The organism is Rhodococcus wratislaviensis (assembly GCF_041228765.1).
In the GTDB taxonomy this organism is placed as follows: Bacteria; Actinomycetota; Actinomycetes; order Mycobacteriales; family Mycobacteriaceae; genus Rhodococcus_F; species Rhodococcus_F wratislaviensis.
On record NZ_CP150488.1, the window covers coordinates 8,335,473 to 8,361,703 of the forward strand.

Below are 26,231 nucleotides of genomic sequence, written 5' to 3' on the forward strand. Positions count from 1 at the left end.
CTAGACCATCGTGTCGGTGATGGGCAGACCGAATTCGCCGGTGCCGTACATGACGTAGGCGCGCTCGGGATCGTTGGCCGCGTGGACGCGTCCGGCGTGCGCGTCCCGCCAGAAACGCTGCAGCGGCGTGCCGTTGGCCAGCGCGGTGGCCCCCGAGCTCTCGAACAGTTTGTCGATGGACGAAATGGCGCGGCCCGTGGCGCGCACCTGGTCCCGGCGTGCCCGCAGCCGCAGCTCGAACGGCACTTCCTCACCCGCGAGGAGCAGTGCGTATTCGTCGGCGACGTTCCCGGACAGCTGGCGCCAGGCGGCGTCGATGTCACTCGACGCCTCGGCGATGCGAACCTTGGCGAACGGGTCGTCCTTCGCCTTCTCACCGGCGAACGCCGCGCGGACGCGCTTTCCCTGATGTTCGACGTGCGCGTCGTAGGCGCCGTAGGCCATCCCGACGATCGGCGCGGAGATGGTGGTGGGATGGATTGTTCCCCAGGGCATCTTGTAGACGGGTGCGGTGTTGCGCTCCAGCCCGGGTGCGGTGAGGTTGCTCATCGCCTTGAAGCTGAGGACGCGGTGCGTCGGGACGAAGACGTCCTCCACCACCACGGTGTTGCTGCCGGTTCCGCGGAGTCCCACCACATTCCACACGTCATCGATCCGGTAGTCCTCGCGGGGGATCAGGAAACTGACGAAGTCGACGGGGCGGCCGTCCTTGATGACCGGCCCGCCGAGCACCGCCCAGCTCGCGTGATCACAGCCGGACGACCAGGCCCAGGCGCCGTTGACCGTGTATCCGCCGTCGACGACCTGACCGGCACCCATCGGCGCGTACGAGGACGAGATGCGGACGTCGGTGTCGTTGCCCCACACGTCTTCCTGAGCCTGCTGCGAGAACAGGGCGAGGTGCCAGTTGTGGACACCGATGATCGACGAGACCCAGCCGGTGGAACCGCAGGCGCTCGCGATCTTCCGCACCGCGGAGTAGAACAGCACCGGATCCGCCTGGTAACCACCCCACTGTTCGGGCTGGAGCAACCGGAAGAATCCGGTCTCCTGGAGCGCCTTCATGGAATCGTCGGGGATACGACGTAGATCCTCGGTCTCCTGCGCACGCTCTCGCAGCGTCGGCAGTAGTGCGTCGAGCCGCTGCATCACCTCGTGACTGTCATGGTCACCCACAGGACGCTCCTGTCTCGTTCGATGGTTCACTTGTCTTCTGAGACTAGAACACGTTCCCATTTATGTCGAGACACCGGCAAAGGTGCTGTTTGACGGCCCGGGTCTGGAAGAAAGGCCTCGAAAATCTGGCGGATCGTGTCGAAGTTCTATAACGTGTTCTACTAACAGCATGAAGGGATGTGAGGGCACAATGGCGCAGATTCGCGAGATCGATGTGGGCACGGTCCAGACCCGCTTCGCGCGTGGTTGGCACTGCCTCGGTTTGACCAAGACGTTCAAGGACGGCAAACCGCATTCGATCGAGGCTTTCGGCACCAAACTCGTCGTCTTCGCCGACAGCAAGGGCGAACTGAAGGTTCTGGACGCGTATTGCCGGCACATGGGCGGCGACCTGTCGCAGGGCACGGTGAAGGGCGATTCCGTCGCCTGCCCGTTCCACGACTGGCGCTGGGGCGGCAACGGCAAGTGCACCAGCATTCCCTACGCACGCCGGGTTCCCCCGATCGCCCGCACCCGCGCCTGGCTCACCCTCGAGCAGAACGGTCAGCTGTTCGTGTGGAACGACCCGGAGGGCAATCCCCCGCCGGAGAACGTGACCATCCCCCGCATCGAGGGCGCGTACAGCGACGAATGGACCGACTGGACCTGGAACTCGATGCTGATCGAGGGCTCCAACTGCCGCGAGATCATCGACAACGTGGTCGACATGGCGCATTTCTTCTACATCCACTACGCGTTCCCGACGTACTTCAAGAACGTCTTCGAAGGCCACATCGCGACGCAGTACCTCAACACGAAGGGTCGCCCCGACGTCGGGATGGCGACGCAGTACGGCATGGAATCGCTGCTGCGCTCCGAGGCCGCCTACTACGGGCCGTCCTACATGATCAATCCGCTGTGGAACAGCTACGGCGGGTACGAGGTCGAGAGCGTCCTCATCAACTGCCACTATCCGGTGACGAACAATTCGTTCATGCTCCAGTACGGCGTCACCGTCAAGAAGCCGACCGGCATCGACGACGAAACGGCCGACAAGCTGGCCGCGAAGTTCACCGAGGGCATCGCCGAGGGATTCCTGCAGGACGTCGAGATCTGGAAGAACAAGACCAAGATCGACAACCCCCTGCTCTGCGACGAGGACGGTCCCGTCTACCAGCTGCGACGCTGGTACGACCAGTTCTACGTCGACGTCGCCGACGTCACCGACAAGATGACGCAGCGCTTCGAGTTCGAGGTCGACACCACCAAGGCCAACGAGGCCTGGCAGCACGAGGTCGAAGAGAACCTGGCCCGGCAGAAGGCCGAACGCGAGGCCGCCGAGGGGTCCGAGAACACGACTGCGGCGCGGTCCGAGAACAGGGAAGCGCAGGTCTGATCATGAGTGCCTCGATCGAATGGGCCAAAGCTCCCGACTTCGCCGGGCAGCCTGCTCGGCTCGAGGCCATTCATGCGCAAACGTTGGCCGACAAGGCCAACTACCTCGACGACGGCATGAACGAAGTCGAGTGCCGTACGTGCGGAACCTGTGTGCTGGTGCGCAAGAACAGCCTCAAGCACACGAGCGTCCAGTGGACGGACGACCCTGCGAAGACGTGCCCGACATTCCGGGACGCCGTCGGCGAGGGACAGTCCACCGCGCTCCGCGAGGGGTGCCCGCGACTGTGGGACAGCATCAACCACGCGGTGATGGAGGGGTTCATCGACGTGCGAGATCGCGTCGAATAGTCGTCGGTGCCGCTGCGGCGGTTGCGTCGCCCAATGTGACATTCGTGCAGTCGGGCTACACGAATGTCACATTGGGCGCACGTGTTTTAGGCTGGACATGCCGTCGGATTCGGCGGTTCCAGCCGAACCGGAGGCGTGCCATGACAGGCCGAATCGTGCACTTCGAGATCCCCTTCGACGACGGTGACCGCGCACGAGCGTTCTATCGGGACGCCTTCGGGTGGGCCATCGCCGAGATCCCCGACATGGACTACAGCATGGTCACCACCGGACCCGTCGGCGAGAGCGGCATGCCCGACGAACCCGGGTACATCAACGGCGGCATGATGCAGCGCGGGGAGGTGACCTCTCCCGCGGTCACCGTCGACGTCGAGAGCATCGAATCCGCCCTCGAAAGGATCGAATCCCTCGGCGGCAAGACCGTCACCGGCAGGACCCCCGTCGGGAACATGGGATTCGCCGCATACTTCACCGACTCGGAGGGCAACGTCGTCGGGCTGTGGGAGACCGCCCGCTGACCTGTGAGTACTTATTAACCGCGGGCGGTTAATAAGTACTCACAGGCGCTCGCGTTGCAGTTCGAGGGCAATGTCGATGAGCTGGTCTTCCTGGCCGCCGACGAGCTTGCGCTTGCCGGCGCGGACGAGGAGTTCGGCGGACGAGACGCCGTACCGTTCGGCCTGGCGTTCGGCGTGCTTGAGGAAGCTCGAGTAGACGCCGGCGTATCCCATCATCAGCGCCTGGCGGTCGAGGAGGCATTCGGCGGGCATCGCCGGACGCACGACGTCCTCGGCGGCGTCGGCGATCGCGAAGAAGTCGATGCCCGTCTTGACGCCGATCTTGTCGCACACGCCGACGAACGCCTCGACCGGCGCGTTTCCGGCCCCGGCGCCGAATCGTCTTGTGCTGCCGTCGATCTGCTTGGCACCCGCCCGGACCGCGGCGATCGAGTTCGCCACACCGAGTCCGAGGTTCTCGTGACCGTGGAAACCCACCTGCGCGTCCGAGCCGAGTTCCTGCACCAGCGCCTCGACGCGGTCGGACACCTGCTCGAGCACGAGCGCGCCTGCGGAGTCGACCACGTACACGCACTGGCAGCCGGCGTCGGCCATGATGCGGGCCTGCTTGGCGAGCTTCTCCGGCGCGATCGAGTGCGCCATCATCAGGAAGCCGACGGTCTCGAGTCCGCGGTCGCGGGCCAGCCCGAAGTGCTGGATGGACACGTCCGCCTCGGTGCAGTGCGTCGCGATGCGGCAGATCGAGGCGCCGTTGTCCTGGGCGACGATGATGTCGTCCTTGATGCCCAGACCGGGCAGCATCAGGAAGGCGATCTTCGCGTTCTTCGCCGTGTCGACGGCGATCGAGATGAGTTCCTGCTCCGGCACCTTGGAGAACCCGTAGTTGAACGAGGACCCACCGAGTCCGTCGCCGTGCGTCACCTCGATGACCGGGACCCCGGCGTTGTCGAGCGCACCGACGATGGCCCGGACCTCCTCACCGGTGAACTGGTGCCGCTTGTGGTGCGAACCGTCCCGCAGCGAGGTATCGGTGACGCGGATGTCCCAGCTGGCGTCGAAATGGACCATAGTGCTCATGCCTCCACACTCAGGAGCTTCTGGGCGATCTCTTCGCCCACCTTGGTTGCCGCTGCGGTCATGATGTCGAGGTTGCCCGCGTACGGCGGCAGGAAGTCGCCTGCGCCCTCGACCTCGACGAACGTCGTGACCGTCGCCTGCCCGCCCGACACGACGCTCGGGTCGTCGAACTGCGGTTCGTTGAGCAGCCGGTAGCCGGGGACGTACTGCTGGATGTCCGCGACGACGCGGTGGATGGAATCGGTGATGGCGTCGCGGTCGGCGTCCTCGGGGATCGCGCAGAAGATCGTGTCGCGCATGATCATCGGCGGGTCGGCCGGGTTGAGGATGATGATGGCCTTGCCGCGCTGCGCTCCGCCGATGGTCTCGATGCCGCGGCTGGTGGTCTTGGTGAACTCGTCGATGTTCGCGCGGGTGCCCGGGCCTGCGGAGACGGACGCCACCGACGCGACGATCTCCGCGTACGGCACGTCGACGACGCGGGAGACCGCGTACACGATCGGGATCGTGGCCTGCCCTCCGCACGTGATCATGTTGACGTTGGGGGCGCCGAGGTGTTCACGCAGGTTCGCCGGCGGGACCACGGCCGGTCCGACGGCGGCGGGTGTCAGGTCGACGGCGCGGATGCCCGCGGCCTCGTACCGCGGTGCGGCCTCCCGGTGCACGTACGCGGATGTGGCCTCGAAGACGAGATCGGGTTTCTCCGGCTGGTTCAGCAACCAGTCGACACCCTCGGCCGACGTCTCCAGTCCCATCTTGCGGGCCCGTGCCAGGCCTTCGCTCTCGGGGTCGATCCCGATCATCCAGCGGGGTTCGAGCCACTCGGATCGCTGCAGTTTGTAGAGCAGGTCGGTGCTGATGTTGCCCGAACCGACGATCGCCACACTTGCCTTGGTCATGAACAAACTCCTACTTGAACTGCAGGGATACGGTTCCGAGCCCACTGAACTCGGCGCGGAAATGATCGCCCGGGTGAGCGTCGATGGCGCGGGTGCACGAGCCGGGCAGCACGATGTCGCCGGCCTTCAACCGGACGCCGAAGCTCTCGACCTTCTGCGCGAGCCAGGCGACGGCCGTCACCGGGTTGCCGAGCACCGCGTCGCTGCGTCCCTCGGCTTTGGTCTCACCGTTGCTCGTCAGGACGGCGTCGATGGTTTTGATGTCGATGTCCGCGGGCCGCACCCGGTTCTTGCCGAGCACGAAACCGGCGGACGACGCGTTGTCGGCGATGGTGTCCGGCAGTGTGATCTTCCAATCGGTGATCCGGCTGTCGATCAGCTCGATGGACGGTGCGAACGCCACGGTGGCGTCCAGGACGTCCTGCTCGGTGCAGCCTGCGCCGGGGAGGTCGGCGCCCAGCACGAACGCGACCTCGACCTCCACGCGCGGGAAGCAGAACCGCGCCGTGTCGACGGGCTGGTCCTCGAAGACCTCCATGTCGGCGAGCAGGTGGCCGTAGTCGGGTTCGTCGACGCCCATCATCTGCTGCATGGCGAGGGACGACAGGCCGACCTTGTGCCCGACGACCTTCGCTCCGTCCTGCAGCCGGCGGCGGATGTTGATCAGCTGGATCTCGTAGGCGTCGACGACGTCGATGTCGGGATGGTCCGCGGTCAGGGGGCCGATGGGAGCGCGGCCCCGTTCCGCGGCGTCGAGCTGATTCGCCAACTCGGTGCGTAGTTGCGTCGAGAGCATGGTTAGAGGACCTTCCCTGAAGTTCGTTTGCGTGCGCACGCCCACCGGTTTCCACTGCAACGTGTTTCGTTCTTGTTTGTTGGCGTCAGTAATACTTCCTGGCAGAAAGGATGGACTGACAACCCCATCATTCTATAACGTGTTCTACATGAGCAAGCACGAATACGACATCGTGGTCGTCGGTAGCGGTGCCGGTGGAATGACCGCGGCCCTCACCGCGGCCCACAAGGGACTCAGCGTCGTCATCCTCGAAAAGGCGCCACACTTCGGCGGCTCCACCGCACGATCCGGCGGTGGCGTGTGGATCCCGAACAACGAGGCGCTGATCGCCGCGGGAGTCGAGGACACCACCGACGCCGCGCGGACCTACCTGCACAGCATCATCGGCGACGTGGTCCCGAAGGACCGGATCGACGCCTACATCGACCGCGGCCCCGAGATGCTGTCGTTCGTGCTGAAGAACAGCCCGCTGAAACTGCAGTGGGTGCCCGAATACTCCGACTACTACCCCGAGGCCCCCGGCGGGCGGCTCGGTGGACGGTCCGTCGAGCCGACACCGTTCGACGGCAGGAAGCTCGGCGCCGACCTCGCGAAGCTCGAACCCGATTACGTGAAGGCCCCGTCCAATTTCGTGATCACCCAGGCCGATTACCGCTGGCTGAACCTCCTGATGCGCAACCCGCGCGGCCCCCTTCGCGCAGCCCGGGTCGGTCTCCGCTTCCTCGGCGCCAAGCTCACCGGGAAGCGCCTGCTCGTCCGCGGTCAGGCGCTCGTCGCGGGACTGCAGGCCGGACTGAAGGCCGCAGGCGTCCCGATCCTGCTCGACACCCCGCTCACCGACCTCTATGTGGAGGACGGCGTAGTCAAGGGTGTGACCGCCACGGTCGACGGACAGCCACAGGTGTTCCGGGCACGCCGCGGCGTGGTGATCGCGTCGGGCGGTTTCGAGCACAACGACGAGGCCCGCAAGAAGTACCAGCGGGCACCGATCGGCACCGAGTGGACCGTCGGCGCAAAGGCCAACACGGGCGACGGCATCTGGGCGGGCGAAAAGCTCGGTGCCGCGCTCGATCTGATGGAAGACGCCTGGTGGGGACCGTCCATCCCGCTCACCGGCGGCCCGTGGTTCGCGCTGTCCGAGCGGAGCCTGCCGGGCTGCATCATGATCAACGAATCCGGCAGGCGCTTCGTCAACGAATCCGCGCCGTACGTCGAGGCGACGCACGCGATGTACGGCGGCACGCACGGCCAGGGCGACGGACCGGGCGAGAACGTGCCGTGCTGGCTCGTCCTCGACCAGCGTTACCGCGACCGGTACGCGTTCGCCGGAGTCACCCCGCGGTCCCCGTTCCCCGGTCGCTGGCTGAAGGCCGGTGTCATCGTCAAGGCGGGCACCGTCGCCGAGCTGGCCGGGAAGATCGGCGTACCGGTCGACGCGCTCACCGAAACGGTCTCGCGTTTCAACACTTTCGCCCGCAACGGCAAGGACGAGGACTTCGGCCGTGGTGAAAGCGGGTACGACCACTACTACGGGGATCCCCGCAACAAGCCCAACCCGAGCCTCGGGGCGCTCGAGAAGGCGCCGTTCTTCGCCGTCAAGATGGTCCCGGGCGACCTCGGCACCAAGGGCGGTCTCCGCACCGACCGCAACGCCCGCGTGCTGCGGGAGGACGGAAGCACGATCGAGAACCTCTATGCGGTCGGCAATGCCAGCGGCCCGGTGATGGGCCACACCTACGCCGGCCCCGGTGCGACCATCGGCCCGGCGATGACGTTCGGCTATCTCGCGGTTCTCGATATCCTCGACAAGTCCTCGCAGGCCGATTCCCCGACGTCACTTACCGGAGACACCACCAATGCCCATTGATCCGAACATCGCCATCGGAGCCGAACTGCCCGTTCAGGAGTTCTCCTGGACCAGTTCCGACGTGCAGCACTACCACCTCGCTCTCGGCGCCGGATCCCGTCCGCTCGACGAGAGGGAGTTGCGGTACCTGACCGACGGAAAGCCGCAGGTGCTCCCCACGTTCGCCACCGTGGCCGCGAATTTCCACGCGACCGAGGCCCCGCGCGTGTCGTTCCCGGGCGTCGAGATCGACCTCGCCAACGTGGTCCACGGCAGCCAGGAAGTGACCGTGCACCAGCCGATTCCCCCGGAGGGCAGGGCCCGCACCACCACCCGTATCGCCGAGGTGTGGGACAAGGGCAAGGCCGCCGTCATCGTGCAGGAGTCGACGACCACCGACCTCGACGGCACTCCCCTGTGGACCGGGCGGTCGTCCATCTTCGCCCGCGGCGAAGGCGGTTTCGGCGGCGAGCGCGGACCGTCCCAGTCCGTCGAGTTGCCCGACCGGCCCGCCGACGTCGAGGCCGACACCCCCGTCCTTCCGCAGCAGGCGCTGATGTACCGGATGTGCGGCGACCGTAACCCCCTGCATTCCGACCCGAAGTTCGCTTCCGCCGCAGGGTTTCCCGCCCCGATCCTGCACGGCCTCTGCACCTACGGGATGGTGTGCAAAGCGGCCGTGGATGCGGTACTCGACTCGGACGCGTCGCAGGTCGCGGGGTTCCGAGTCCGGTTCGCGGGCGTGGTCTTCCCCGGCGAGACGCTGCACACGCGGATCTGGCGGGACGAGGGCAGGCTCCTCATCTCGGCCACCGTTCCCGAGCGTGATGATGCTCCGGCCCTGGCCGACGTGGTGCTGACCCTGGCCCAGGGGTGACAGTTACCGAAATTTGACCGAATGTGCCCAGTTCGGGCGGATATTCGCGAATATCAGGCACGATGCCGCAACACTTTGTACGCTTTCCGTGACCTCATCGAGACGTGTCAACCGATGGTCGGGGCGGTTCCACGGCTCTCCACGAGCAGTAGCGAACAAAGGGGGGACCTCGTGTCCCAGCGCAGACATCTCCGTCCCGTGCGGCGCGCCGCCGTTGCCGGTGCTCTCGCGTTCTGTGCGACCGCCCTCGTCGCTCTCCCCGCGAACGCCGCACCGGTGGCGGGGAGTTCCGACAGCGGCAGCACCGGCGGCAGTTCGATGGGTTCGTCCGTACTCCCGACACCCATTCCCACCCCGACCGGGCTGGCCGCACTCGCGGCCGCGACGACCCAGACAGGCAAGCCCTATCTGTGGGGTGGGACGGGCCCGGACGCGTGGGACTGCTCGGGACTGGTGCAGTGGGCATTCCGGCAGGCGGGGGTGAATCTGCCACGCACCACGTGGGAGCAGGCCGAGGTCGGCGCACCCATTCCGCTGTGGGCGCTGGCTCCCGGCGACATCGTGGTGCTCAACCCGGACGCGTCGCACATCGGCATCTACGCCGGCTTCGGTCAGGTCTTCAATGCGTACGGGCGCGGCGTGCCCGTGGGTCTGGCGCCGCTGTCGCAGTTCCACATCTACAGCATCCGCCGGTTCTGACCCTCGGTCGTGGGCGTGCGTCTGCGGACGTACGGCCACACCGCGACGAGGAACAGCACCACCACCGCACCGGGTCCGAGCAGGGACGCCCATGCCGGTCCGTCCGGCAGTGTCGCTGCCAGACCGGCCGCGGCACCGGTGACGACCGCGCCCAGCAGTAGCGTCGGGATTCCGGGTGCGAGACCGGTATACGCGACAAGTAGCAATCCCGTCGCCGCGACACCCGCGGCCGCCGCCGCGAGCGCGGACGCGTCGCCCAGGACGAGCGCGATCAACGCCGCCTGCACCACGACCACCCCAATCCATCTCATCGGGGTGCCCCCGACGGCCGGCGGGCACGATCGGCGAGAGCCAGCGCCAGGTCCAGCGCGGAATCGTCGTCCCACGCCACCACCGGGACCCCGAGAACGCCCATGTTCCGGTACATGTTCCGCCGCTCGAGCCGCCACATCCTGCCGGTCATCGGATCGAGTTCGTACTCGAACGGCGGGCCTCGGAGCACGTCGACAGCCACCACGACGTGACCGCGTCGCCTCAACTCCAGCAGCGACAGCGCGAAATTGGTGTCCAGCATGGTGGAGAACGCGAGGACCACTGCCCTCGGCGGCAACGCGACACGCGGGACGAGTGTGCCTTCGGAGGCGCCGGCGTCGGAGTCGAGCACGGTGTCGAGGATTCGGTAGAACTGCCTGCGCCCGATGTCGGCGCCGAGCCATCGCAGCCGGAGCCCGTGGACGACGACCCCGGCCCGGTCGCCGCGCTGCAGGGCCGTCTGCACCACCTGCGTCGCCCCGCGCACGGTCCGGTGCAGGCTCTCCGACGCCGGGCCGGGCGCCTGCGGGGTGGTGTCGAGTACGGCGACGACGTCCGCGGCGCGGTCCATGATCCGTTCGGTGACGTGGAGCCGGCCGCGCCGGGCACTCACCGGCCAGTTGACGCTCCGCAGCGGGTCTCCCGGCGCGTGCGGGCGGATGTCCCCGAACTCGACGCCCGAACCGAATCGGCGGGTGCGGTGCGCGCCGATTCGGTCCGGAAGGGTGGCGTGGGGCAACGGAGTCGGCATCGGCGGCGCCAACGGGAACACCCGCAGCTCCGTGACGGGAACCGGCAGCGACGCCGTGAGCAGGCCGCCGCCTGCACGTGCCGTGACCGTCAGTGCGGGTTCGTACCGACCCCACCGGTTCGCCGACACCACGTAGTCGCCGACGCCGACCTGCTCGACCGTGTAGCCGTCGGACGGTGCCGGCGCCACCTCGAGTTCCGCCGCACCACCGCACGCCGTCACGTCCACCGAGAGGTGCACGGACTCGGATTCGAAACACCGCAGCATGCGCGCCGACGCCTCGACCCGGACACCGGTGGCCGGACGGGGCAACCACATCACCGTGCCGAGCGCACCCAGCATCGGGGCGGCGAACACGATCAGTTCCCACCACCGCCCCACGACACCCGCCGTCAGCGCCACGGCGGCGCAGGTCGTCAGTGCGAGGGCTGCCGGCGACGCCCGCCACGTCAGCTGGTGCTCGGTCATCGTGCCCTCGGCGCCGGGAGACGGCGCAACAGTTCCGCGAGGACGTCGTCGCTGCGGATGCGGCGCACCCACATCTCGGGGCGCAAGCTGATGCGGTGTGCGACAGCGGGAACGGCCAGGGCCTTGATGTCCTCCGGAATGACGAAGTCCCGGCCCGAGAGGAGGGCGCGTGCCCGAGCCAGCTGTACCAGGTCGAGTTCCGCGCGGGGACTGGCCCCGACCTCGACCTGCGGGTGGTGCCGGGTGGCGTTCGCGAGCGCGACGACATACCCGAGGACGTCGTGATGAACGCTGACCTGCTCGAGCGATTCGCGCATCGCCAGGAGGTCGGCCGCATCGACCACCTGCTCGACGACGACGGCGGCGGATCCCCGGTCGAGCCGTCGGCGCAGCATCTCGTGCTCGTCGGTCTCGGTGAGGTACCCCAGTCGCAGCCGGAGCGCGAACCGGTCCAGCTGCGCCTCGGGCAGCGGGTAGGTGCCCTCGTATTCGACGGGGTTGTCGGTGGCGAGCACGATGAAGGGACGCGGCAGGATCCGGGTGGTGCCGTCGACGCTGACCTGCCCCTCGGCCATCGCCTCGAGCAGTGCGGCCTGGGTCTTGGGCGGGGTGCGGTTGATCTCGTCGGCGAGGAGCAGGTTGGTGAAGATCGGACCCGGACGAAACTCGAAGCGTCCCGACGGCATGTCGTAGATGGTGGCGCCGAGCAGGTCGGCGGGCAGCAGGTCGGGGGTGAACTGGACCCGCGTGAAGTCGAGCCCGAGCGCTGCTGCGAAAGATCGTGCCACCAGGGTCTTTCCGAGTCCGGGCAGATCCTCGATGAGCACGTGCCCGCCGGCGAGCACTGCGAGCAGGATGGATGTGAGTTCGTCGTGTTTGCCGACCACCGCCCGTTCGACCTCCGCCAGCACCGCGTGGGCGCGCGCGGTGGTGACCTCGGCGGGCATCGTCACAGCTGCTCCAGCCGTTGCAGGATCCGGTCGAGGACATCCCGGCCCGGCCCGGGTGCGGCCCGGTCGGAGCGCTGCACGCTTTCGGGATCGACCCACTGCCACAAGTCGCCGAAGAACACCTCACCCGCGGCTGCGGTGTCGGCGGGGTCCAGTCCCTGCCGCTGTCCGGTGGACTGCTGGAACTCGCGCGCCAGGAGCGGACGCAGATGGTGATCCCAGTCGCCGCGCGTACCGTCCGCCCAGCTGATCAGTGATTCCGTTCGTGCCATCCAGCGGGCCGTCGCCTCGGCCCGTTCGGCTTCCAGGCCCGGCGGCTGGTCGTCGACGTCCCCGGGTGCCATGCGTCGTCGAATCTCGAAGAGCACCAGCGCGGTCACCGCTCCCGCGACCAGCACGGCCGCACTGTACCGGCCGGCGGCCACCAGCGGGACCTCCACGGCCAGCACCGCCCCGACACCGGCTACCGCGACGGCGAGCATGCGTCGCTCCCCAGGTCGTCGAGCACACGCCGGAGCAGATCCGCGGCCTCGTCGCGGTGCTGTTCGCCCATCGGATGCAGGCTGAACCGTGCCTCGGAGAACAGTCGCACCAGCGGCGCCGCCGCCTCGAAGCGCAGCGCTCCGAGTTGCACTGCACGAGCCAGCACTTCGGACGGGGTGTCCGACTCCCGCGGTTCGGCGCCCGGCGCCCCTTGCAGCGCATCCTCCATGGCGGCGTAGCTGGCGATGATGGCCTCACGCGGCGGCAGACTCGGCGCGACGACCACGGCGAGACCTTCCTCCGCTGCCCGGGCCAGCGACTGCGAGGCAGCCGGACCGTCGGGGGAACTCGCCGCGGTCCAGGCGCCGACCCGCGACCGGAGGGGGCGCCGGGCCACGGCGCCGAGGATCAGCACGGTCACCAGTACCGGACCGACAATCGCTGCCGCGGTCCACAATTCCGTCAGGTCCTCGCGGGTCTCGTCCACAATGCCGGGCGGCGGACGAGTCTCGGTGGGCACGGACTCGTCGGTTCGGTCAGCCCCGTCGTCGGCGGCCGGGATCGCCGGCGACGGTTGACGGTCCGGGGGCCCGTCACCACCGGCGGACCCGAGGAGGAACGCCGCGGCCACGAGGAGCGAGGCGAATGCCGCCCAGCCGAGAATGTGCCGGCGCGAGACCGAGGACCCGGTGTTTCCGGTGAGCCCTGCCGGCGGCGGGTCGGGGGCGACTCGCGGCCGACCGCTGCGAAGGGCGGACGCCAGCGCCACCGCTGCGACGACGACGGCGATCGCCGAGAGGATGACCAGCGCGCGCGTCGCACCTGCGCCCGGCTCCGACGGTGTCGCGGGGGTGTCGGGCGCGGGGGCCACCCGGACCGCAAGGGTGACCGTCACGACGGCCGCCAGCAGGGCGACCGTGTGGACGACCCTGCTGCGCACGCGACGGTCCGGCATCCTCACTCCCGAGTTGCCTCTCCATCGTGACACGCGGGGACCGGGAAAATCACCCGTTCGCGGCGGCGGACAGCGCAGCATGTTCGGGACGTATCCATCCATGAAGGAGAGTTACTTGACCACGTCCCCGGTAACCGGAGCCGACCTGGCTCGATCGCTGGAACCTCTGGGGGTTGCGGTTCCCTCGGCCGTACCCACGCACTGGTACAACATTGCCGCCGATCTTCCGGAACCCGTTCCGCCGCACTTGCATCCCGGCACACGCGAGCCACTGGGACCGGAAGACCTGGCACCGCTGTTTCCCGCGAGCCTGATCGAACAGGAGGTCGCGACCGAGCGGTACATCGAGATCCCCGAGACGGTCCGCGAGATCTACGGCATGTGGCGACCGTCGCCGCTGGTGCGTGCGCGCCGGCTGGAGCGAGTGCTCGGCACACCCGCACGGATCTACTACAAGTACGAGGGTGTCAGCCCCGTCGGATCGCACAAGCCGAACACGGCTGTGGCACAGGCCTATTACAACGCGCTCGAGGGCACGACCAAGCTCACCACCGAGACCGGCGCGGGCCAGTGGGGCGCGTCGCTGTCGTTCGCCGGCGCCCTGCTCGGCCTCGAGGTGGAGGTCTGGCAGGTCCGCGCATCCTTCGACGCCAAGCCGTACCGCCGGCTCCAGATGGAGGCGTACGGCGGCATCTGCCATCCGTCTCCGTCCGACCTCACCGAAGCCGGTCGGGCCATCCTGGCCGAGCATCCCGATACCACGGGTTCCCTGGGCATGGCGATCAGCGAGGCCGTCGAGGTGGCCGCCAACGATCCCGGTGCGCACTACTCGCTGGGCAGCGTCCTCAACCACGTCATGCTCCACCAGACCGTGATCGGCCAGGAAGCGATGGCCCAGCTGGAGGAGGCGGGTGAGCCTGTCGCGCACACGGTGTTCGGTTGCGCCGGAGGCGGTTCCAACCTCGCGGGCCTGACGTTCCCGTTTCTGGGTCGCAATCTGCGCGAGGGCACCACCACCCGCCTCGTCGCGTGTGAGCCGGCGGCCTGCCCGTCGCTGACGCAGGGCGAGTACCGCTACGACTTCGGTGACGTCGCAGGCCTGACGCCGCTGTTGAAGATGTACACCCTCGGTAACGACTTCGTTCCGCCCGCCATCCACGCGGGCGGTCTGCGGTACCACGGCATGTCGCCGATGGTCTCGCACGCCGTCGCCCTCGGACTGATGGACGCGACCGCGATCGAACAGGACGACGCACTCGCCGCGGGCCTGCTCTTCGCCCGCGCCGAGGGCATCATCCCCGCGCCGGAATCCACGCACGCCGTGGCCGCGGCCATAGAGCATGCCCGCACGGTCACCGAACCGGAGGTCGTGGTCATCGGACTGTCCGGCAACGGCCAGCTGGACCTCCCCGCGTACAGCCGGCACGTCTGATCGATTCACCGAGGCAGACCCACGTACGGGTCTGCCTCGGTGGTCACCGGATCAGTGTGGACAGTCTGCTCACCAGGCGGTCGAAGTCGAGCGTGCCGTCGATTCCGGCGACCACGTCGTCCCACGACGCCTCGGCGACCAGGGTCAGCGCGGTACCCCGGTCGTACAGCACGTCGACGACGTTCGCGAACCGTCGGACGGTCTCCGCGCCGGCCTCCCGCAGTCGGGGCACGCCGGTAATCGCCCAGCATCCGAACCGCTCCGACAGGTCGAGGTAGTCGGCGGGTGCCGTCGGGGTGCCGCACAGCACCGCGAACTCGAACCAGACCGTGCGGTCCCGCACGGCGGAGGCCGTCACCGTGCGCGTCCCGACGGTCAGCGCCACGCGCTCGGTCAGGTCCGGGGGCTCGCTTTCGAAAGCCCGGACGAAACGGCTCGAAGCGAACCCGGTGTCCGCGGCGGCCACGGTGCGGCAGTCGACGGGACCGGCCACCCGCACGACGGTCAGATTCTGTTCCAGCACGGCGATCGACGGCGCGAACAGGTGATGGAACAGCGGATTCGGCAACAACCCGTCCGGTGGATAGTTCGATGTCGCCACCAACGTGATCCCGCGGGTGAACAGGGCCTTCAGCAGTCGTGCGACCAGCATCGCGTCCCCGACGTCGTGCAGGTGGAACTCGTCGAAACACAGCAGCCGGACATCCCCGAGGGCCGCATCGATCGCGAGGTCGATGGACCCCAGCGTGTGCGCGTCGGCGTGGAGCCGGCGGAAGAACGAGTGGAAGTGCACGCGCCGCTTCGAGACCTCCGCCGACCTGTGGAAGCCGTCCATGAGCCACGTCTTGCCGCGTCCGACGGGTCCCCACAGGTACACGCCGCGAACTCCGGGCCTCCCCTGCTCCAGGCCCGCGGCGGTCTCGTCCAGGACGGCCGCGGCAGCGCGCTGCGCGTCGTCAAACAGAACCTCTACATCCACAGAGGAAACACTACGAATGTAGAGTCTCGTGCGACAAGCCGATGTGAGGAGGAAGACACCGTGCCCGAGCGGCGTGAGCAGATAGCCGACGCGGCGATCACGATCGTCGCGCGCGAGGGCATGCGCGCGCTGACGCATCGAGCCGTCGACCGCGCACTGGATCTCCCGGGCGGGTCCACGTCCTACTACTTCCGCACCCGGCGTGCACTGATCGAATCCGCCGTCCGCCGGCTCGCCGAACGGTCGCGGCAGGAGTTCGAGACCACGGCGGCCCCGTCGCTCGACCTCGCATCCCTCGCCGAGGGGGTGGCCCGGTCCCTGGACCGGCTGCTGCACACCCGCCACGACGACCTCGTCGCGCGGCACGCGCTGACCGTCGAACTGTCCGGTGACGCCGACCTGCACCCTCTCCTCGCGACGTGCCTGTTCTCCCGTGCCCGCGCCGCCGAACTGTTCGACGCCCTCGGCGTCGCCGAACCCGAGAACGCGGGCGCGGACTTCGTCAGCGTCGTCGAAGGCCTGGTCTTCGACCGTTTCGTGGGCGCCCGCTCACTCGACGGCATCGAGCCCGGCACCGAACGCAGCGTGCGGCAACTGGCCCGCGCCGTCGAGTCGTATCTGCGCGGTGTGACGGCCTGAACGAATGTCACCCGGCGCGGTGTGGACGACGGGAATCCCGCGTTTCTGCCAAGATCGTGGCGTGAACCCCCAGTACCTCAGCCGTCTCCCCGACAGCGGTTTCGACCGCGTCGACGCACTCCTCGACCCCGTCGACACCGACCTCGCGGACGCCTTTCCGGGTGATCGACAGCAACCGCAGCCCATCCACACCGTCTACGTGAGTGCGGCGGACGCCGGACCGGACACCCCGAGGGTGTGGGGTGAGCAGGCTGTCGAACTGCTGGACAGGCACACGAACGCGCTGTCCGAAATCGGAACGACCGGTGCGCTTCCCGATGTCCGCGCGATGCTCGAACACCGTCCGATCATGGATCTGCGGATCGATTTCGAGGACGGCTACGGCTGGCGGAGCGACGACGTCGAGGACGCGGCCGCACTGGAGGCGGGACGCACGCTGCGACTGCTCTCGTCCGACCCGTCCGGCCCGCGGTCGCTGGGCATCCGGGCGAAGGGCCTGGCCCCGCACGAGCGCCGCCGCGGGATCCGGACCCTCGAACTCGTCCTCGAAGGCGCGGGTGGGGTTCCCGACGGCTTCGTGTTCACGGTGCCGAAACTGCGTGCGGCCCAGCAGGTCACCGCCGTCGTCGCGTTGTGCGAGGAACTCGAGCGTGCGTACGGGCTCCCCGACAGGTCGCTGCTCTTCGAGTTGCAGATCGAGAGCCCGCAGGCCGTGCTCGGACCGGACGGCACCGTGACCGTCGCGAAGGCCATCCACCTCGCGGACGGGCGCTGCACCGGACTGCACTACGGCACTTACGACTACAGCGCGGCCTGCGGAATCGCGTCCCGGTTCCAGTCGCTCGAGCATCCGGTGGCCGATCACGCCAAGTCCGTGATGCTGGTGGCGGCGGCCCAGACCGGGGTGTGGGTATGCGACGGATCCACCCAGGTCGTCCCGCAGGGCAGCGACGAGGAAGTCCACGCCGCGCTCGCCCGGCACCACCGGCTCGTCACCCGTTCGCTCGAACGCGGGTACTACCAGGGATGGGACATGCATCCCGGGCACTTGATCACCCGCTGGCTCGCGACGTTCGACTTCTACCGCGGTGCGCTGCCCGCCGCGGCCACCCGTGTGCAGGCCTACCTCGACCGCCAGGGCGGCGGGGTGATGGACGAACCGGCGACCGCGCAGGCGCTCGCGACGGTGATCCTGCGGGGGCTGGCGTGCGGCGCGTTCGACGAGGACGCGGTCCGCACGCAGGCCCCCGGATGCACGGTGGACACCTTGCGTGACCTCCTCACCCGGGCGGTGGTTCCGGGCAGCTGAGCACCTCGGCGCGCACGAGGGCCGCCCGCACCACCCACTCCGACGCCCTACACTTGCCCCCACGCCCGATCAGGAGGTAGCCGCACCCGTGACCCCGAACACCTTGACCGCGCCCAGCTTCCACAGTCCGCCCCCCGGCGAGGCGAGCGAACGGGACGGCGGCACGGCGCGGTTGCGCCTGTGGGGTTCCCTGACCGCGGCCGGTCGGGCAGGCTTGGAATCATGACCCACGCTTTCGACTCCAGCTACCCCCGTGACCTGGTCGGATACGGGCAGCACCCGCCCGATCCGCAGTGGCCGGGCGGCGCGAAGATCGCCGTTCAGTTCGTCCTCAACTACGAGGAGGGCGCCGAGAACAACGTGCTCCACGGCGACGAGGCATCGGAGACGTTCCTGTCCGAGATGGTCGGGGCCCAGCCGTTCCCGAACCGGCACATGAGCATGGAATCGATCTACGAATACGGATCCCGCGCCGGATTGTGGCGCGTGCTCCGGGCATTCGAGCGACGCGGGCTGCCGCTCACGATCTTCGCGGTGGCCAAGGCGATGCAGCGGAACCCCGAGGCCGTCAGCGCCTTTCGCGAACTCGGTCACGAGATCGCCTGCCACGGCCTGTGGTGGAAGTCGTACCAGCTCTCCGACGAGGACGCCGAGCGCAAGGACCTGGCCGAGGCGGTGGAGATCCTGCGCGACCTCACCGGTGAGGCACCGCTGGGCTGGTACACCGGCCGCGATTCCCCGCTCACCCGGCAGCTGGTCGTCGAGCACGGCGGTTTCGAATACGACTCCGATTCGTACGCCGACGACCTGCCCTACTGGGTGAAGGTCGATGCCCCCGGGAAGGGTCTCGTCGACCATCTGGTGGTGCCGTACACCCTCGACACCAACGACATGCGGTTCGCGTCGCCCGGCGGTTTCCCGAGCGGCGAGCAGTTCTTCGCGCACCTGCGGGACGCGTTCGACGTCCTGTACGCGGAGGGAACGGCCGGGGCGCCGAAGATGCTGTCCGTGGGTCTGCACTGCCGCATCGTCGGCAGACCCGCCCGCACCGCGGCGCTGGAGCGTTTCCTCGATCACGTGCAGTCCCACGACGACGTCTGGGTTGCCCGGCGCATCGAGATCGCCCGCCACTGGCGCGACGTCCACCCCGCCTGAGGACGGTCCGATGCCCCCGCGACGACCGTCGATGCTGGTCACGAATCTGGCCAACCGGGATCCCGGCAGCTCTCAGACCGTGATCCTGGAGGAGCTGCGCCGGGTGATCCTCAGCGGCGGCGCCCCGCCGGGCACCCCGATCCCGGTGGACGACGTGGCCGAGCATTTCGGCGTCAGCCGTATCCCGATCCGGGAGTCGCTGAAGACGCTGATCGGCGAGGGTCTCGTCGACCACCGGGCCAACGCCGGGTACACGGTCGCCCGGCTGACCGTCGACGAACTCGAGGAGCTCTACCTGGTGCGGGGTGTTCTCGAGTCGGCGGCGCACTCCGTAGCGATCACCCTCGCCGACGAGGCCGACGACGCCCGGGCCAGGGAGGCCTACGAAGCGCTCGACCGCTCGGTTCTCGAGGACGACCTGACCGCGTACCACCGGGAGAGCCGCAACTTCCACCTGGCCCTGGCGTCGCCGTGCCGGATGCAGCGACTGCTGCACATGTTCGAGTCGGCGTGGAACATCACCGAGCCGGTGCAGCCGATGTCGCAGGTGGGAACGCCTGAGCGGCTGCGCCTCCACCTCGGGCACCGGGACATGCTCGCGGCGTTCCTCGCCCGCGACGCCGCGGCGTTGAAGGCGGCCACCGACCGGCACAACGAACAACTCGACACGGTGATCGCGGCCCTGCCGACGGACACCGGAATCTTCCGGGACACGCCCGGGTAGGCCGTCCGGCAAGATATATTCTCAGCTCGGACCGTGCGCCGGCGAGAATATATCTTCGCCGTCACAACCAGGAAATATCCGAAAACTACTTTTGCTCCCAGCACTTCGGTGGTGTGCTTTTCACCGAGGCACCCTTACGTCGACGCAGTCGTGTCCGTACTGCACCAGGGAGCGAAACGATGACTCAGACAGCGCCCTCCAACGAGGGGGAAACCGTCCCCGGTGCACACCTGGCCGGCGCCGGGCTGATCAAGCCCGGCTATCACCCGAGACTCACCAACGACGATCTCGCGCCGCTCGCGACGCAGTCGTGGTCTTCGTACAACATCTTCGCGTTCTGGATGTCCGACGTGCACAGCGTCGGCGGCTACGTCACCGCGGGCAGCCTGTTCGCGCTCGGGCTGACCAGCTGGCAGGTCCTCGTCGCCCTGGTGGTCGGTATCGCGATCGTCAACGTGTTCGCGAACCTGGTGGCCAAGCCCAGCCAGGTCACCGGCGTCCCTTACCCGGTCATGTGCCGCAGCGCCTTCGGCGTTCTCGGTGCCAACGTCCCGGCCATCATCCGCGGCCTCATCGCGGTGGCCTGGTACGGAATCCAGACGTACCTGGCGTCGCACGCGTTCGTGATCCTCGGCCTGAAGATCTGGCCGGGCCTGGCGCCCTGGGCGGACGTGCACGAGCACGGATTCCTCGGACTGTCGGCGCTCGGCTGGGCCGGGTTCATGACGATGTGGGTGCTGCAGGCGCTGGTCTTCTGGCGCGGCATGGAGAGCATCCGCAAGTTCATCGACTTCTGCGGTCCCGCGGTCTACGTGGTGATGCTGATGCTCGCGATCTACCTGATCAGCGAGGCCGGTTGGTCGAACATCAGCCTGAACCTCGGCGAGGTGAACTACACCGGCTGGTCTGCCGTGCCCGTGGTGCTCGGCGCGATCGCCCTTGTCGTGTCGTACTTCTCGGGCCCGATGCTCAACTTCGGCGACTTCTCCCGATACGGAAAGACGTTCAGCGCGGTCAAGCGCGGCAACTTCCTCGGCCTCCCGGTGAACTTCCTGTTCTTCTCGATCCTCACCGTCGTCACCGCCTCCGCGACCCTGCCCGTGTACGGCCGCCTGATCACCGATCCCGTCGAGACCGTCGCGCAGATGGACAACCTGTTCGCCGTCGTCCTCGGCCTCCTCACCTTCATCGTCGCCACCATCGGTATCAACATCGTCGCCAACTTCGTCTCCCCGGCATTCGACTTCTCGCACGTCAGTCCGCAGCGCATCAGCTGGCGTACGGGCGGAATGATTGCCGCCGTCGGATCCGTCCTGATCACACCGTGGAACCTGTACAACAATCCCGAGGTGATCCATTACACGCTCGAGACGCTGGGGGCGTTCATCGGACCGCTGTTCGGAATCCTCATCGCGGACTACTACCTGGTGCGCAGGCAGCGAGTGATCCTGGACGACATGTTCACCATGTCCGAGGGCGGAACATACTGGTACAAGAAGGGTTACAACCCCGCTGCGATCATCTCCACCGTCGTCGGAGCCCTGGTCGCGATGATTCCCGTGATCCTCAAGGCCCAGCCGTTCGGACTCGACGTGTGGGGCATGGCGGGTGCGGCCCAGTACTCGTGGTTCCTCGGCATGGGCGTCGGATTCGTCTGCTACCTCGGGTTGTCCACCGGTGCCCGTCGCGCGCATCGCACAGCCCCGATCGAAACATAGGTCGACGAACGTGCATATCAAGATCGTCAATCCCAACACCACCCAGTCGATGACCGACAAGATCGGCGACTGTGCGCGCTCCGTCGCGGGGCCGGGGACGCTCGTCGAGGCGGTGAGCCCGCAGATGGGTCCCGCGTCGATCGAGAGCCATTACGACGAAGCACTCAGTGTCCCCGGGCTTCTCGAGGAGATCGCGCGCGGCGAGGAGGCCGGGGTGGACGGCTACGTGATCGCCTGCTTCGGCGACCCGGGCCTCGACGCTGCCCGCGAACTGGCCTCCGGACCCGTCCTCGGGATCGCCGAGGCGGCCATGCACGCCGCGAGCTTCCTCGGCCGCGGGTTCAGCGTCGTCACGACGCTGGGACGCACCCGGGGCCGGGCCTGGGAACTGGCCGAACGGTATGGCATGCAACGGTTCTGCCTCGGTGTGCACGCGTGCGAGATCGCCGTCCTCGACCTCGACCGCGACCCGGATGCGGTGAAGGTGATCCTCGAGGCCTGCCGCGTCGCCCTCGACCGGGACGGCTCGGACGCGATCGTGCTGGGATGCGCGGGCATGGCGGACCTGTGCGCCGTCATCTCGGCGGAACTCGGGGTGCCGGTCGTCGACGGCGTGGCGGCGGCCACCCTCATGGTCCAGTCCCTCGTGACGCTGGGATTGCGGACCGGCGCGCGCGGAGAATTCGCGACTCCCCTGCCCAAGAAGTACACCGGGCTGCTCGAGGGTTTCGGCCGCTGACCGTCAGAAGGACGGCGGGGTGCTCGTGATGAGGAACCGTGCCGGTTCCGCGGCGTCGTTGAACCACCGGTGCGGCACGGTGGCCGGGTAGTACAGCGTGTCTCCCCGGTCGAGCACGTAACTCTCCTCGACGCCGACCTCCACTCGGATGCTGCCGTCGATGACGTAGATGAACTCCTCGCCGGCATGTTCGGTGTGCTCGCCGGCCTGCGAACCCGGTTGCGCGGTCACCTCGTTCGGTTCCATCGCGCGTACGCCCGTGGAGCAGAAGCGGAGCACGGCGCCGTCCGACAGCGCGAAGCGCCTGCCCTCCCGGCTGCGCACGAGGCTGGTGGGCGTGCGCGCGCCCTGTTCGAGCAGGGCGTGCGCCGTGGTTCCCAGCACCTGGGCGACCCGGTGCAGATTCATGACGCTCGGCACCGAGTGGCCGTTCTCCGCCTGACTCAGGAACGGCTGCGACAGTCCCGTTTTGGCCGCCACGTCGCGCAGGGTCAGTCCCGCGTCACGCCGGGCCGACCTGATCGCGGTGCCGATGGCAACGGCCAGTTGGCGTTGATCCTCGTCCATGAGGCAAACGCTAGCACCGTGTTTCGCGGAAACCGCGACTGATAACACGGACGAAACGAAATTGACCCTGCTTAGTAAAGATTGGCGTGCTCAATAGAACGTGAACTCGAACGCTCCCTTCACTCGGACGGAGATCGACCCATGTCCTTCCACGCAGTCGACCAGCGCCTGCCTTTGGTGCGGCAAGCGGCCTTCGGTCTGCAGCACGTGCTCATCATGTACACCGGCTGCATCACCGTCCCGTTGGTCTTCGGTGCCGCAGTAGGACTCGACAAGTCCACCGTCGCGTTGCTGATCAGCGCCGACCTTCTGATCGCCGGCATCATCACGATCATCCAGAGCCTCGGGGTGGGGAAGCTGGCCGGCGCACGGCTGCCGATCGTCTGCGGCGCCACGTTCGCCGGGCTGACTCCGATGATCCTCATCGCCAAGGAATACGGGCTGCAGGCGGTGTACGGTTCGATGCTCGCAGGCGGCCTGGTCGGACTCGCCCTCGCCGTGCCGTTCGCGCGGCTGATCCGGTTCTTCCCACCGCTGGTCACCGGGGTCGTCCTCACCGTCGTCGGCATCTCTCTGATCGGCGTCGCCGCCGGCCTCATCGTCGGAAACGATCCGACGGCAGACGGTTTCGCGGATCCCGGCAACATCATGCTCGCCGGTGTGGTCGTGCTGGTCGCGATCGCCTTCCTCTGCCTCGGCCGCGGGATCTGGACCCAACTCGGCGTGCTCCTCGCCCTCGTGATCGGCACGCTCGTCGCGATTCCGATGGGCCTGATCGACCTGGGCGGCGTGTCCGGCAGCCCCTGGTTCGGCATCACCGCTCCGTTCCACTTCGGGGCGCCGCAGTTCCCGGTCACGGCGGTGGTGGCGATGAGCATCGTGATGGCCGTGGTGTTCGCGGAGTCGACGGCGAGCATGCTGGCGCTCGGCGAGATCACCGGGAAGCCCCTCACCAAGGGCGACGTGGCCCGCGGCCTCGTCGGCGATGCGCTGTCCGGCGTACTCGGCGGCATCTTCAACGCGTTCGTCGACACGATCTTCACGCAGAACGTCGGAGCCGTCGCCACCACCCGCGTCCACAGCCGCTACGTGACGGCCACCAGCGGTGCGATCCTGATCGTCCTCGGACTGATCCCGAAGATGGGCACCGTCGTCGCCGCCCTGCCCGCGCCGGTCGTCGGCGGTGTCGGCATCATCCTGTTCTCGACGGTCGCGGTGGTGGGGATGAACACGCTCCGCAAGGTGGATCTCAGCGACCGGATCAACACCACCATCGTCGCGGTGTCGGTGGGCATCGGCCTGCTCCCCGAGTTCGCCGAGGGCATGTTCGAGCACTTCGACTCGTCCGCCCAGATCCTGCTCGGCAGCGGCATCACCCTCGCCGCCATCTCCGCGTTCTCCCTGAACCTGCTGTTCAACCACACCCGGATCGGCGCTGCCGCCCGCGCCGCCTCCGCACCCGTCATCGCAACCGAACCCGTTCCCCCGACCTCCGAGGAGCCGCATGTTGCCGCCCGTGCCTGAGCCGTTCGACGTCCCCGTCATCGACATCTCCCCGTACGTGACCGGCGGGTCCGACACGGAACGCGCCCGGGTGGCGCGCGAAATCGACTCGGCGTGCGCCACTGTCGGATTCATCCAGATCCTCGGTCACGGCATCCCCGAACCGGTGATCGAGGGACTCGCCGGCGCCGTCGACGACTTCTTCGCGCTGCCCCTGGAGACGAAGAAGACGTATCGCGTGGAGGGCGCCAACCGCGGGTACAGCCCGCCGAAGAGCGAGTCGCTCAGCCTCAGCCTGGGCGTCGAATCGGCCACCCGGATGAACGACTTCTTCGAGGCCTACAACGTCGGAACGGAGGCCCGGTCGTTCCCGGACCTGGACCTGTCCGAGGACGACTACGGGCTGAACGTGTGGCCCGAGGTGCCCTCCTTCACGGACGCCGTGCAGGCCTACTACGCGCACGGCGAGCGCGTCGCCCGCACCCTGACACGGATCTTCGCCGACGCCCTCGGGCTCGATCCGGGCTTCTTCACCGCCCTGACCGACCATTCCATCGACGTCCTCCGCATGAACAACTACGCGCTGCCGGAGGGCAGCGTCACCCTCGACGGCGAGCTGACCGGCATGGGTGAGCACACCGACTTCGGACTTGTCACCGTGCTGTGGGCCGATCGTGTGGCCGGCCTGCAGGTGCTCGGGCGCGACGAGCGCTGGCACGATGTGAGCCCCGCGGCGGGCGCACTGCTCGTCAACCTGGGCGATCTCACCGCCCGGCTCACGAACGACCGGTGGATGTCGACGCTGCACCGGGTGACTCCGCCCGTCGTCGACGGAACGATCAAGCGCCGGCGATCGGCGGCGTTCTTCCACGACGGCAACGTCGACGCGGTGATCGCGACCCTGCCGGGACTGTGCGAACACTCCGACGACGGATACGCACCGGTGACGGTCCGTGAGCACATCAAGGCGAAACTGGCGGGTTCGCGTCACGGCAAGAAGAACACAGCCGCGGGTCGGGAGGCCGAGCGAGTCCTCGCCGCGGCGGACCGGGCGGCCGCCCGGTGACCCGTGGGCACGTCGTATTGATCCACGGCGCCTGGGCGGGCAACTGGGTGTGGGACACACTTCTGGAGCCGTTGCGCAACAGCGGGTACGAGCCGCACCCGCTGGACCTTCCCGGCGTGGGAACCTGGCCGGACGGTGCGCGAACCGATCTGGACGCCGTGTCGGATGTCGTCGTGGCGCACATCGTTTCGCTGGACGGGCCCGTGTTCGTGGTCGGACACTCCGGAGGCGGCATCGTGGCCACCCAAGTGGCCGAGCGCATTCCGCACCGGATCTCAGGTGTGGCGTACGTCGCCGGAATGATGCTGCCCTCGGGAAGCAACTTCGGCGACCTCTGCGCAGACCTGCGCCTACCGGAACCGGTCGGGATCTCGGCCTGGCTGCAGTCGACCCCCGACGGATCCGGGACCATTGTGCCCCCGGAAGCCGCGGCCGCCGTGTTCTTTCACGAATCGTCGGCCGGTGATGCGATCGCTGCCGCGCGAAAGCTGCTGCCGCAACTCGAGACTGCGCGTCTCATGGCCCCGGCGTGGACGCCGGAGCGGTTCGGCTCCATCCCCCGCCTGTACGTGGAGGCGACGCTCGACCGTTCGGTGCCGCTCGTGACGCAGCGTGCGATGCAGGACCGGGTGCCGGGCGCGCGGGTGGTGACGTTGGACAGCGATCACGCCCCGCAACTGTCGGCGCGCGAGGCCCTGGTCGCGGCACTCGTCGATTTCTGCGCCGTCGTCGGCCCGAAACCTGTTTCTGCACAGGAAATCTGATGGAAACACGATCTCGCTATATTTCGGAGCACATTGCCCATGGCTGAAACGAGCAATGTGCGAACCCGTGTCCGGCGGGCGCGAACCAGCCGCACTCCCGAGCA

27 protein-coding genes are annotated in these 26,231 nt (G+C 68.0%); 16 read left to right on the plus strand and 11 right to left on the minus strand.

Translation table 11 applies throughout. The features are described 5' to 3' along the window. On the minus strand, positions 1–1,176 hold the full coding sequence (gene hsaA / locus WKC72_RS38070; protein ID WP_370181347.1) for a 3-hydroxy-9,10-secoandrosta-1,3,5(10)-triene-9,17-dione monooxygenase oxygenase subunit: 1,176 nt from the start codon (positions 1,174–1,176) through the stop codon (positions 1–3). A gap of 190 nt (positions 1,177–1,366) precedes the next feature. Between hsaA and WKC72_RS38075 the strand changes: the two genes are divergently transcribed. From WKC72_RS38075 to WKC72_RS38085, 3 genes are all read left to right on the plus strand, one after another. Beyond that, the gene (locus WKC72_RS38075; RefSeq protein WP_112301954.1) at positions 1,367–2,551 is read left to right on the plus strand and encodes a Rieske 2Fe-2S domain-containing protein; all 1,185 of its coding nucleotides are present in this window, start codon (positions 1,367–1,369) and stop codon (positions 2,549–2,551) included. 2 nt (positions 2,552–2,553) lie between these two features. Further along, complete coding sequence (locus tag WKC72_RS38080; RefSeq protein WP_037242045.1) at positions 2,554–2,901, plus strand: hypothetical protein; 348 nt, start codon at positions 2,554–2,556, stop codon at positions 2,899–2,901. 140 nt (positions 2,902–3,041) lie between these two features. Further along, the gene (locus WKC72_RS38085) at positions 3,042–3,419 is read left to right on the plus strand and encodes a VOC family protein (protein ID WP_037242047.1); all 378 of its coding nucleotides are present in this window, start codon (positions 3,042–3,044) and stop codon (positions 3,417–3,419) included. Between the two features lie 39 nt (positions 3,420–3,458). Here WKC72_RS38085 and dmpG read toward each other — a convergent pair whose 3' ends face one another. The 3 genes from dmpG to WKC72_RS38100 are packed head-to-tail and all read right to left on the minus strand — an operon-like array spanning position 3,459 to position 6,191. Next, the gene (dmpG, locus tag WKC72_RS38090; protein WP_112301955.1) at positions 3,459–4,496 is read right to left on the minus strand and encodes a 4-hydroxy-2-oxovalerate aldolase; all 1,038 of its coding nucleotides are present in this window, start codon (positions 4,494–4,496) and stop codon (positions 3,459–3,461) included. Then, positions 4,493–5,395 (minus strand): acetaldehyde dehydrogenase (acetylating), encoded by a 903-nt coding sequence (locus WKC72_RS38095; protein ID WP_112301956.1) that lies wholly within the window; start codon positions 5,393–5,395, stop codon positions 4,493–4,495. Before WKC72_RS38095 ends, dmpG begins: the two co-directional genes overlap by 4 nt. 10 nt (positions 5,396–5,405) lie before the next feature. Next, on the minus strand, positions 5,406–6,191 hold the full coding sequence (locus tag WKC72_RS38100; RefSeq protein WP_037242056.1) for a 2-keto-4-pentenoate hydratase: 786 nt from the start codon (positions 6,189–6,191) through the stop codon (positions 5,406–5,408). 148 nt (positions 6,192–6,339) lie between these two features. Here WKC72_RS38100 and kstD point away from each other — a divergent pair, with 148 nt between their 5' ends. The 3 genes from kstD (at position 6,340) to WKC72_RS38115 (ending at position 9,613) form a co-directional block, all read left to right on the plus strand. Next, a complete protein-coding gene (gene kstD, locus WKC72_RS38105; protein WP_112302101.1) occupies positions 6,340–8,058 on the plus strand; it encodes a 3-oxosteroid 1-dehydrogenase in 1,719 nt (572 codons plus the stop codon). Further along, the gene (locus WKC72_RS38110) at positions 8,048–8,914 is read left to right on the plus strand and encodes a MaoC/PaaZ C-terminal domain-containing protein (RefSeq protein WP_370181348.1); all 867 of its coding nucleotides are present in this window, start codon (positions 8,048–8,050) and stop codon (positions 8,912–8,914) included. The genes kstD and WKC72_RS38110 overlap by 11 nt, the downstream gene beginning before the upstream one ends. 198 nt (positions 8,915–9,112) lie before the next feature. Beyond that, positions 9,113–9,613 carry a C40 family peptidase gene (locus WKC72_RS38115; protein WP_005263843.1) on the plus strand — a complete coding sequence of 167 codons (501 nt, stop codon included), beginning with the start codon at positions 9,113–9,115 and terminating at the stop codon, positions 9,611–9,613. Here the strand turns inward: WKC72_RS38115 and WKC72_RS38120 are convergent. Genes WKC72_RS38120 through WKC72_RS38140 form a run of 5 tightly spaced genes read right to left on the minus strand, consistent with a single transcriptional unit; the run spans position 9,592 to position 13,532 of the window. After that, positions 9,592–9,924, minus strand: a complete 333-nt coding sequence (locus WKC72_RS38120; protein WP_370181349.1) for a hypothetical protein — start codon at positions 9,922–9,924, stop codon at positions 9,592–9,594. The genes WKC72_RS38115 and WKC72_RS38120 overlap by 22 nt on opposite strands. Next, positions 9,921–11,144 (minus strand): DUF58 domain-containing protein, encoded by a 1,224-nt coding sequence (locus WKC72_RS38125; protein ID WP_128640085.1) that lies wholly within the window; start codon positions 11,142–11,144, stop codon positions 9,921–9,923. The genes WKC72_RS38120 and WKC72_RS38125 overlap by 4 nt, the downstream gene beginning before the upstream one ends. Further along, entirely contained in the window at positions 11,141–12,097 is a 957-nt protein-coding gene (locus WKC72_RS38130) for an AAA family ATPase (protein WP_370181350.1), read from the minus strand. Before WKC72_RS38130 ends, WKC72_RS38125 begins: the two co-directional genes overlap by 4 nt. Next, positions 12,094–12,576 carry a hypothetical protein gene (locus WKC72_RS38135; protein ID WP_128640086.1) on the minus strand — a complete coding sequence of 161 codons (483 nt, stop codon included), beginning with the start codon at positions 12,574–12,576 and terminating at the stop codon, positions 12,094–12,096. The genes WKC72_RS38130 and WKC72_RS38135 overlap by 4 nt, the downstream gene beginning before the upstream one ends. After that, a complete protein-coding gene (locus WKC72_RS38140; RefSeq protein ID WP_370181351.1) occupies positions 12,558–13,532 on the minus strand; it encodes a DUF4129 domain-containing protein in 975 nt (324 codons plus the stop codon). Before WKC72_RS38140 ends, WKC72_RS38135 begins: the two co-directional genes overlap by 19 nt. 115 nt (positions 13,533–13,647) lie before the next feature. Between WKC72_RS38140 and WKC72_RS38145 the strand changes: the two genes are divergently transcribed. Further along, positions 13,648–14,964, plus strand: coding sequence for a TrpB-like pyridoxal phosphate-dependent enzyme (locus WKC72_RS38145; RefSeq protein WP_370181352.1), 1,317 nt, complete (start codon positions 13,648–13,650; stop codon positions 14,962–14,964). A 43-nt stretch (positions 14,965–15,007) separates the two neighbouring features. Here the strand turns inward: WKC72_RS38145 and zapE are convergent, their stop codons facing one another. Continuing rightward, a complete protein-coding gene (zapE, locus tag WKC72_RS38150; RefSeq protein ID WP_370181353.1) occupies positions 15,008–15,943 on the minus strand; it encodes a cell division protein ZapE in 936 nt (311 codons plus the stop codon). 60 nt (positions 15,944–16,003) lie between these two features. Between zapE and WKC72_RS38155 the strand changes: the two genes are divergently transcribed. The 6 genes from WKC72_RS38155 to WKC72_RS38180 all read left to right on the plus strand — a co-directional run bounded on the left by WKC72_RS38155 (position 16,004) and on the right by WKC72_RS38180 (position 22,227). Next, positions 16,004–16,582 (plus strand): TetR/AcrR family transcriptional regulator, encoded by a 579-nt coding sequence (locus tag WKC72_RS38155; RefSeq protein WP_112301962.1) that lies wholly within the window; start codon positions 16,004–16,006, stop codon positions 16,580–16,582. Positions 16,583–16,643: 61 nt separating this feature from the next. Next, complete coding sequence (locus WKC72_RS38160; protein WP_112301963.1) at positions 16,644–17,891, plus strand: aldolase/citrate lyase family protein; 1,248 nt, start codon at positions 16,644–16,646, stop codon at positions 17,889–17,891. A gap of 222 nt (positions 17,892–18,113) precedes the next feature. Further along, positions 18,114–19,046 carry an allantoinase PuuE gene (puuE, locus tag WKC72_RS38165; protein WP_112301964.1) on the plus strand — a complete coding sequence of 311 codons (933 nt, stop codon included), beginning with the start codon at positions 18,114–18,116 and terminating at the stop codon, positions 19,044–19,046. Positions 19,047–19,056: 10 nt separating this feature from the next. Beyond that, entirely contained in the window at positions 19,057–19,770 is a 714-nt protein-coding gene (locus WKC72_RS38170; RefSeq protein WP_037242104.1) for a GntR family transcriptional regulator, read from the plus strand. A 179-nt stretch (positions 19,771–19,949) separates the two neighbouring features. Continuing rightward, positions 19,950–21,488: an NCS1 family nucleobase:cation symporter-1 gene (locus tag WKC72_RS38175; RefSeq protein ID WP_370181354.1), complete on the plus strand. Its 1,539-nt coding sequence runs from the start codon at positions 19,950–19,952 to the stop codon at positions 21,486–21,488. A gap of 10 nt (positions 21,489–21,498) precedes the next feature. Continuing rightward, positions 21,499–22,227 (plus strand): aspartate/glutamate racemase family protein, encoded by a 729-nt coding sequence (locus WKC72_RS38180; RefSeq protein WP_370181355.1) that lies wholly within the window; start codon positions 21,499–21,501, stop codon positions 22,225–22,227. A 3-nt stretch (positions 22,228–22,230) separates the two neighbouring features. On the opposite strand, the gene WKC72_RS38185 is transcribed toward WKC72_RS38180, so the two are convergent. Further along, the gene (locus tag WKC72_RS38185; protein WP_128640090.1) at positions 22,231–22,794 is read right to left on the minus strand and encodes a helix-turn-helix domain-containing protein; all 564 of its coding nucleotides are present in this window, start codon (positions 22,792–22,794) and stop codon (positions 22,231–22,233) included. A 141-nt stretch (positions 22,795–22,935) separates the two neighbouring features. Between WKC72_RS38185 and WKC72_RS38190 the strand changes: the two genes are divergently transcribed. The 3 genes from WKC72_RS38190 to WKC72_RS38200 are packed head-to-tail and all read left to right on the plus strand — an operon-like array spanning position 22,936 to position 26,127. Next, positions 22,936–24,318 carry a nucleobase:cation symporter-2 family protein gene (locus tag WKC72_RS38190; RefSeq protein WP_370181356.1) on the plus strand — a complete coding sequence of 461 codons (1,383 nt, stop codon included), beginning with the start codon at positions 22,936–22,938 and terminating at the stop codon, positions 24,316–24,318. Further along, positions 24,299–25,363, plus strand: coding sequence for an isopenicillin N synthase family oxygenase (locus WKC72_RS38195; RefSeq protein WP_037242128.1), 1,065 nt, complete (start codon positions 24,299–24,301; stop codon positions 25,361–25,363). The genes WKC72_RS38190 and WKC72_RS38195 overlap by 20 nt, the downstream gene beginning before the upstream one ends. After that, positions 25,360–26,127 carry an alpha/beta fold hydrolase gene (locus tag WKC72_RS38200; protein ID WP_370181357.1) on the plus strand — a complete coding sequence of 256 codons (768 nt, stop codon included), beginning with the start codon at positions 25,360–25,362 and terminating at the stop codon, positions 26,125–26,127. The genes WKC72_RS38195 and WKC72_RS38200 overlap by 4 nt, the downstream gene beginning before the upstream one ends. The last annotated feature ends 104 nt before the right edge of the window (positions 26,128–26,231 follow it).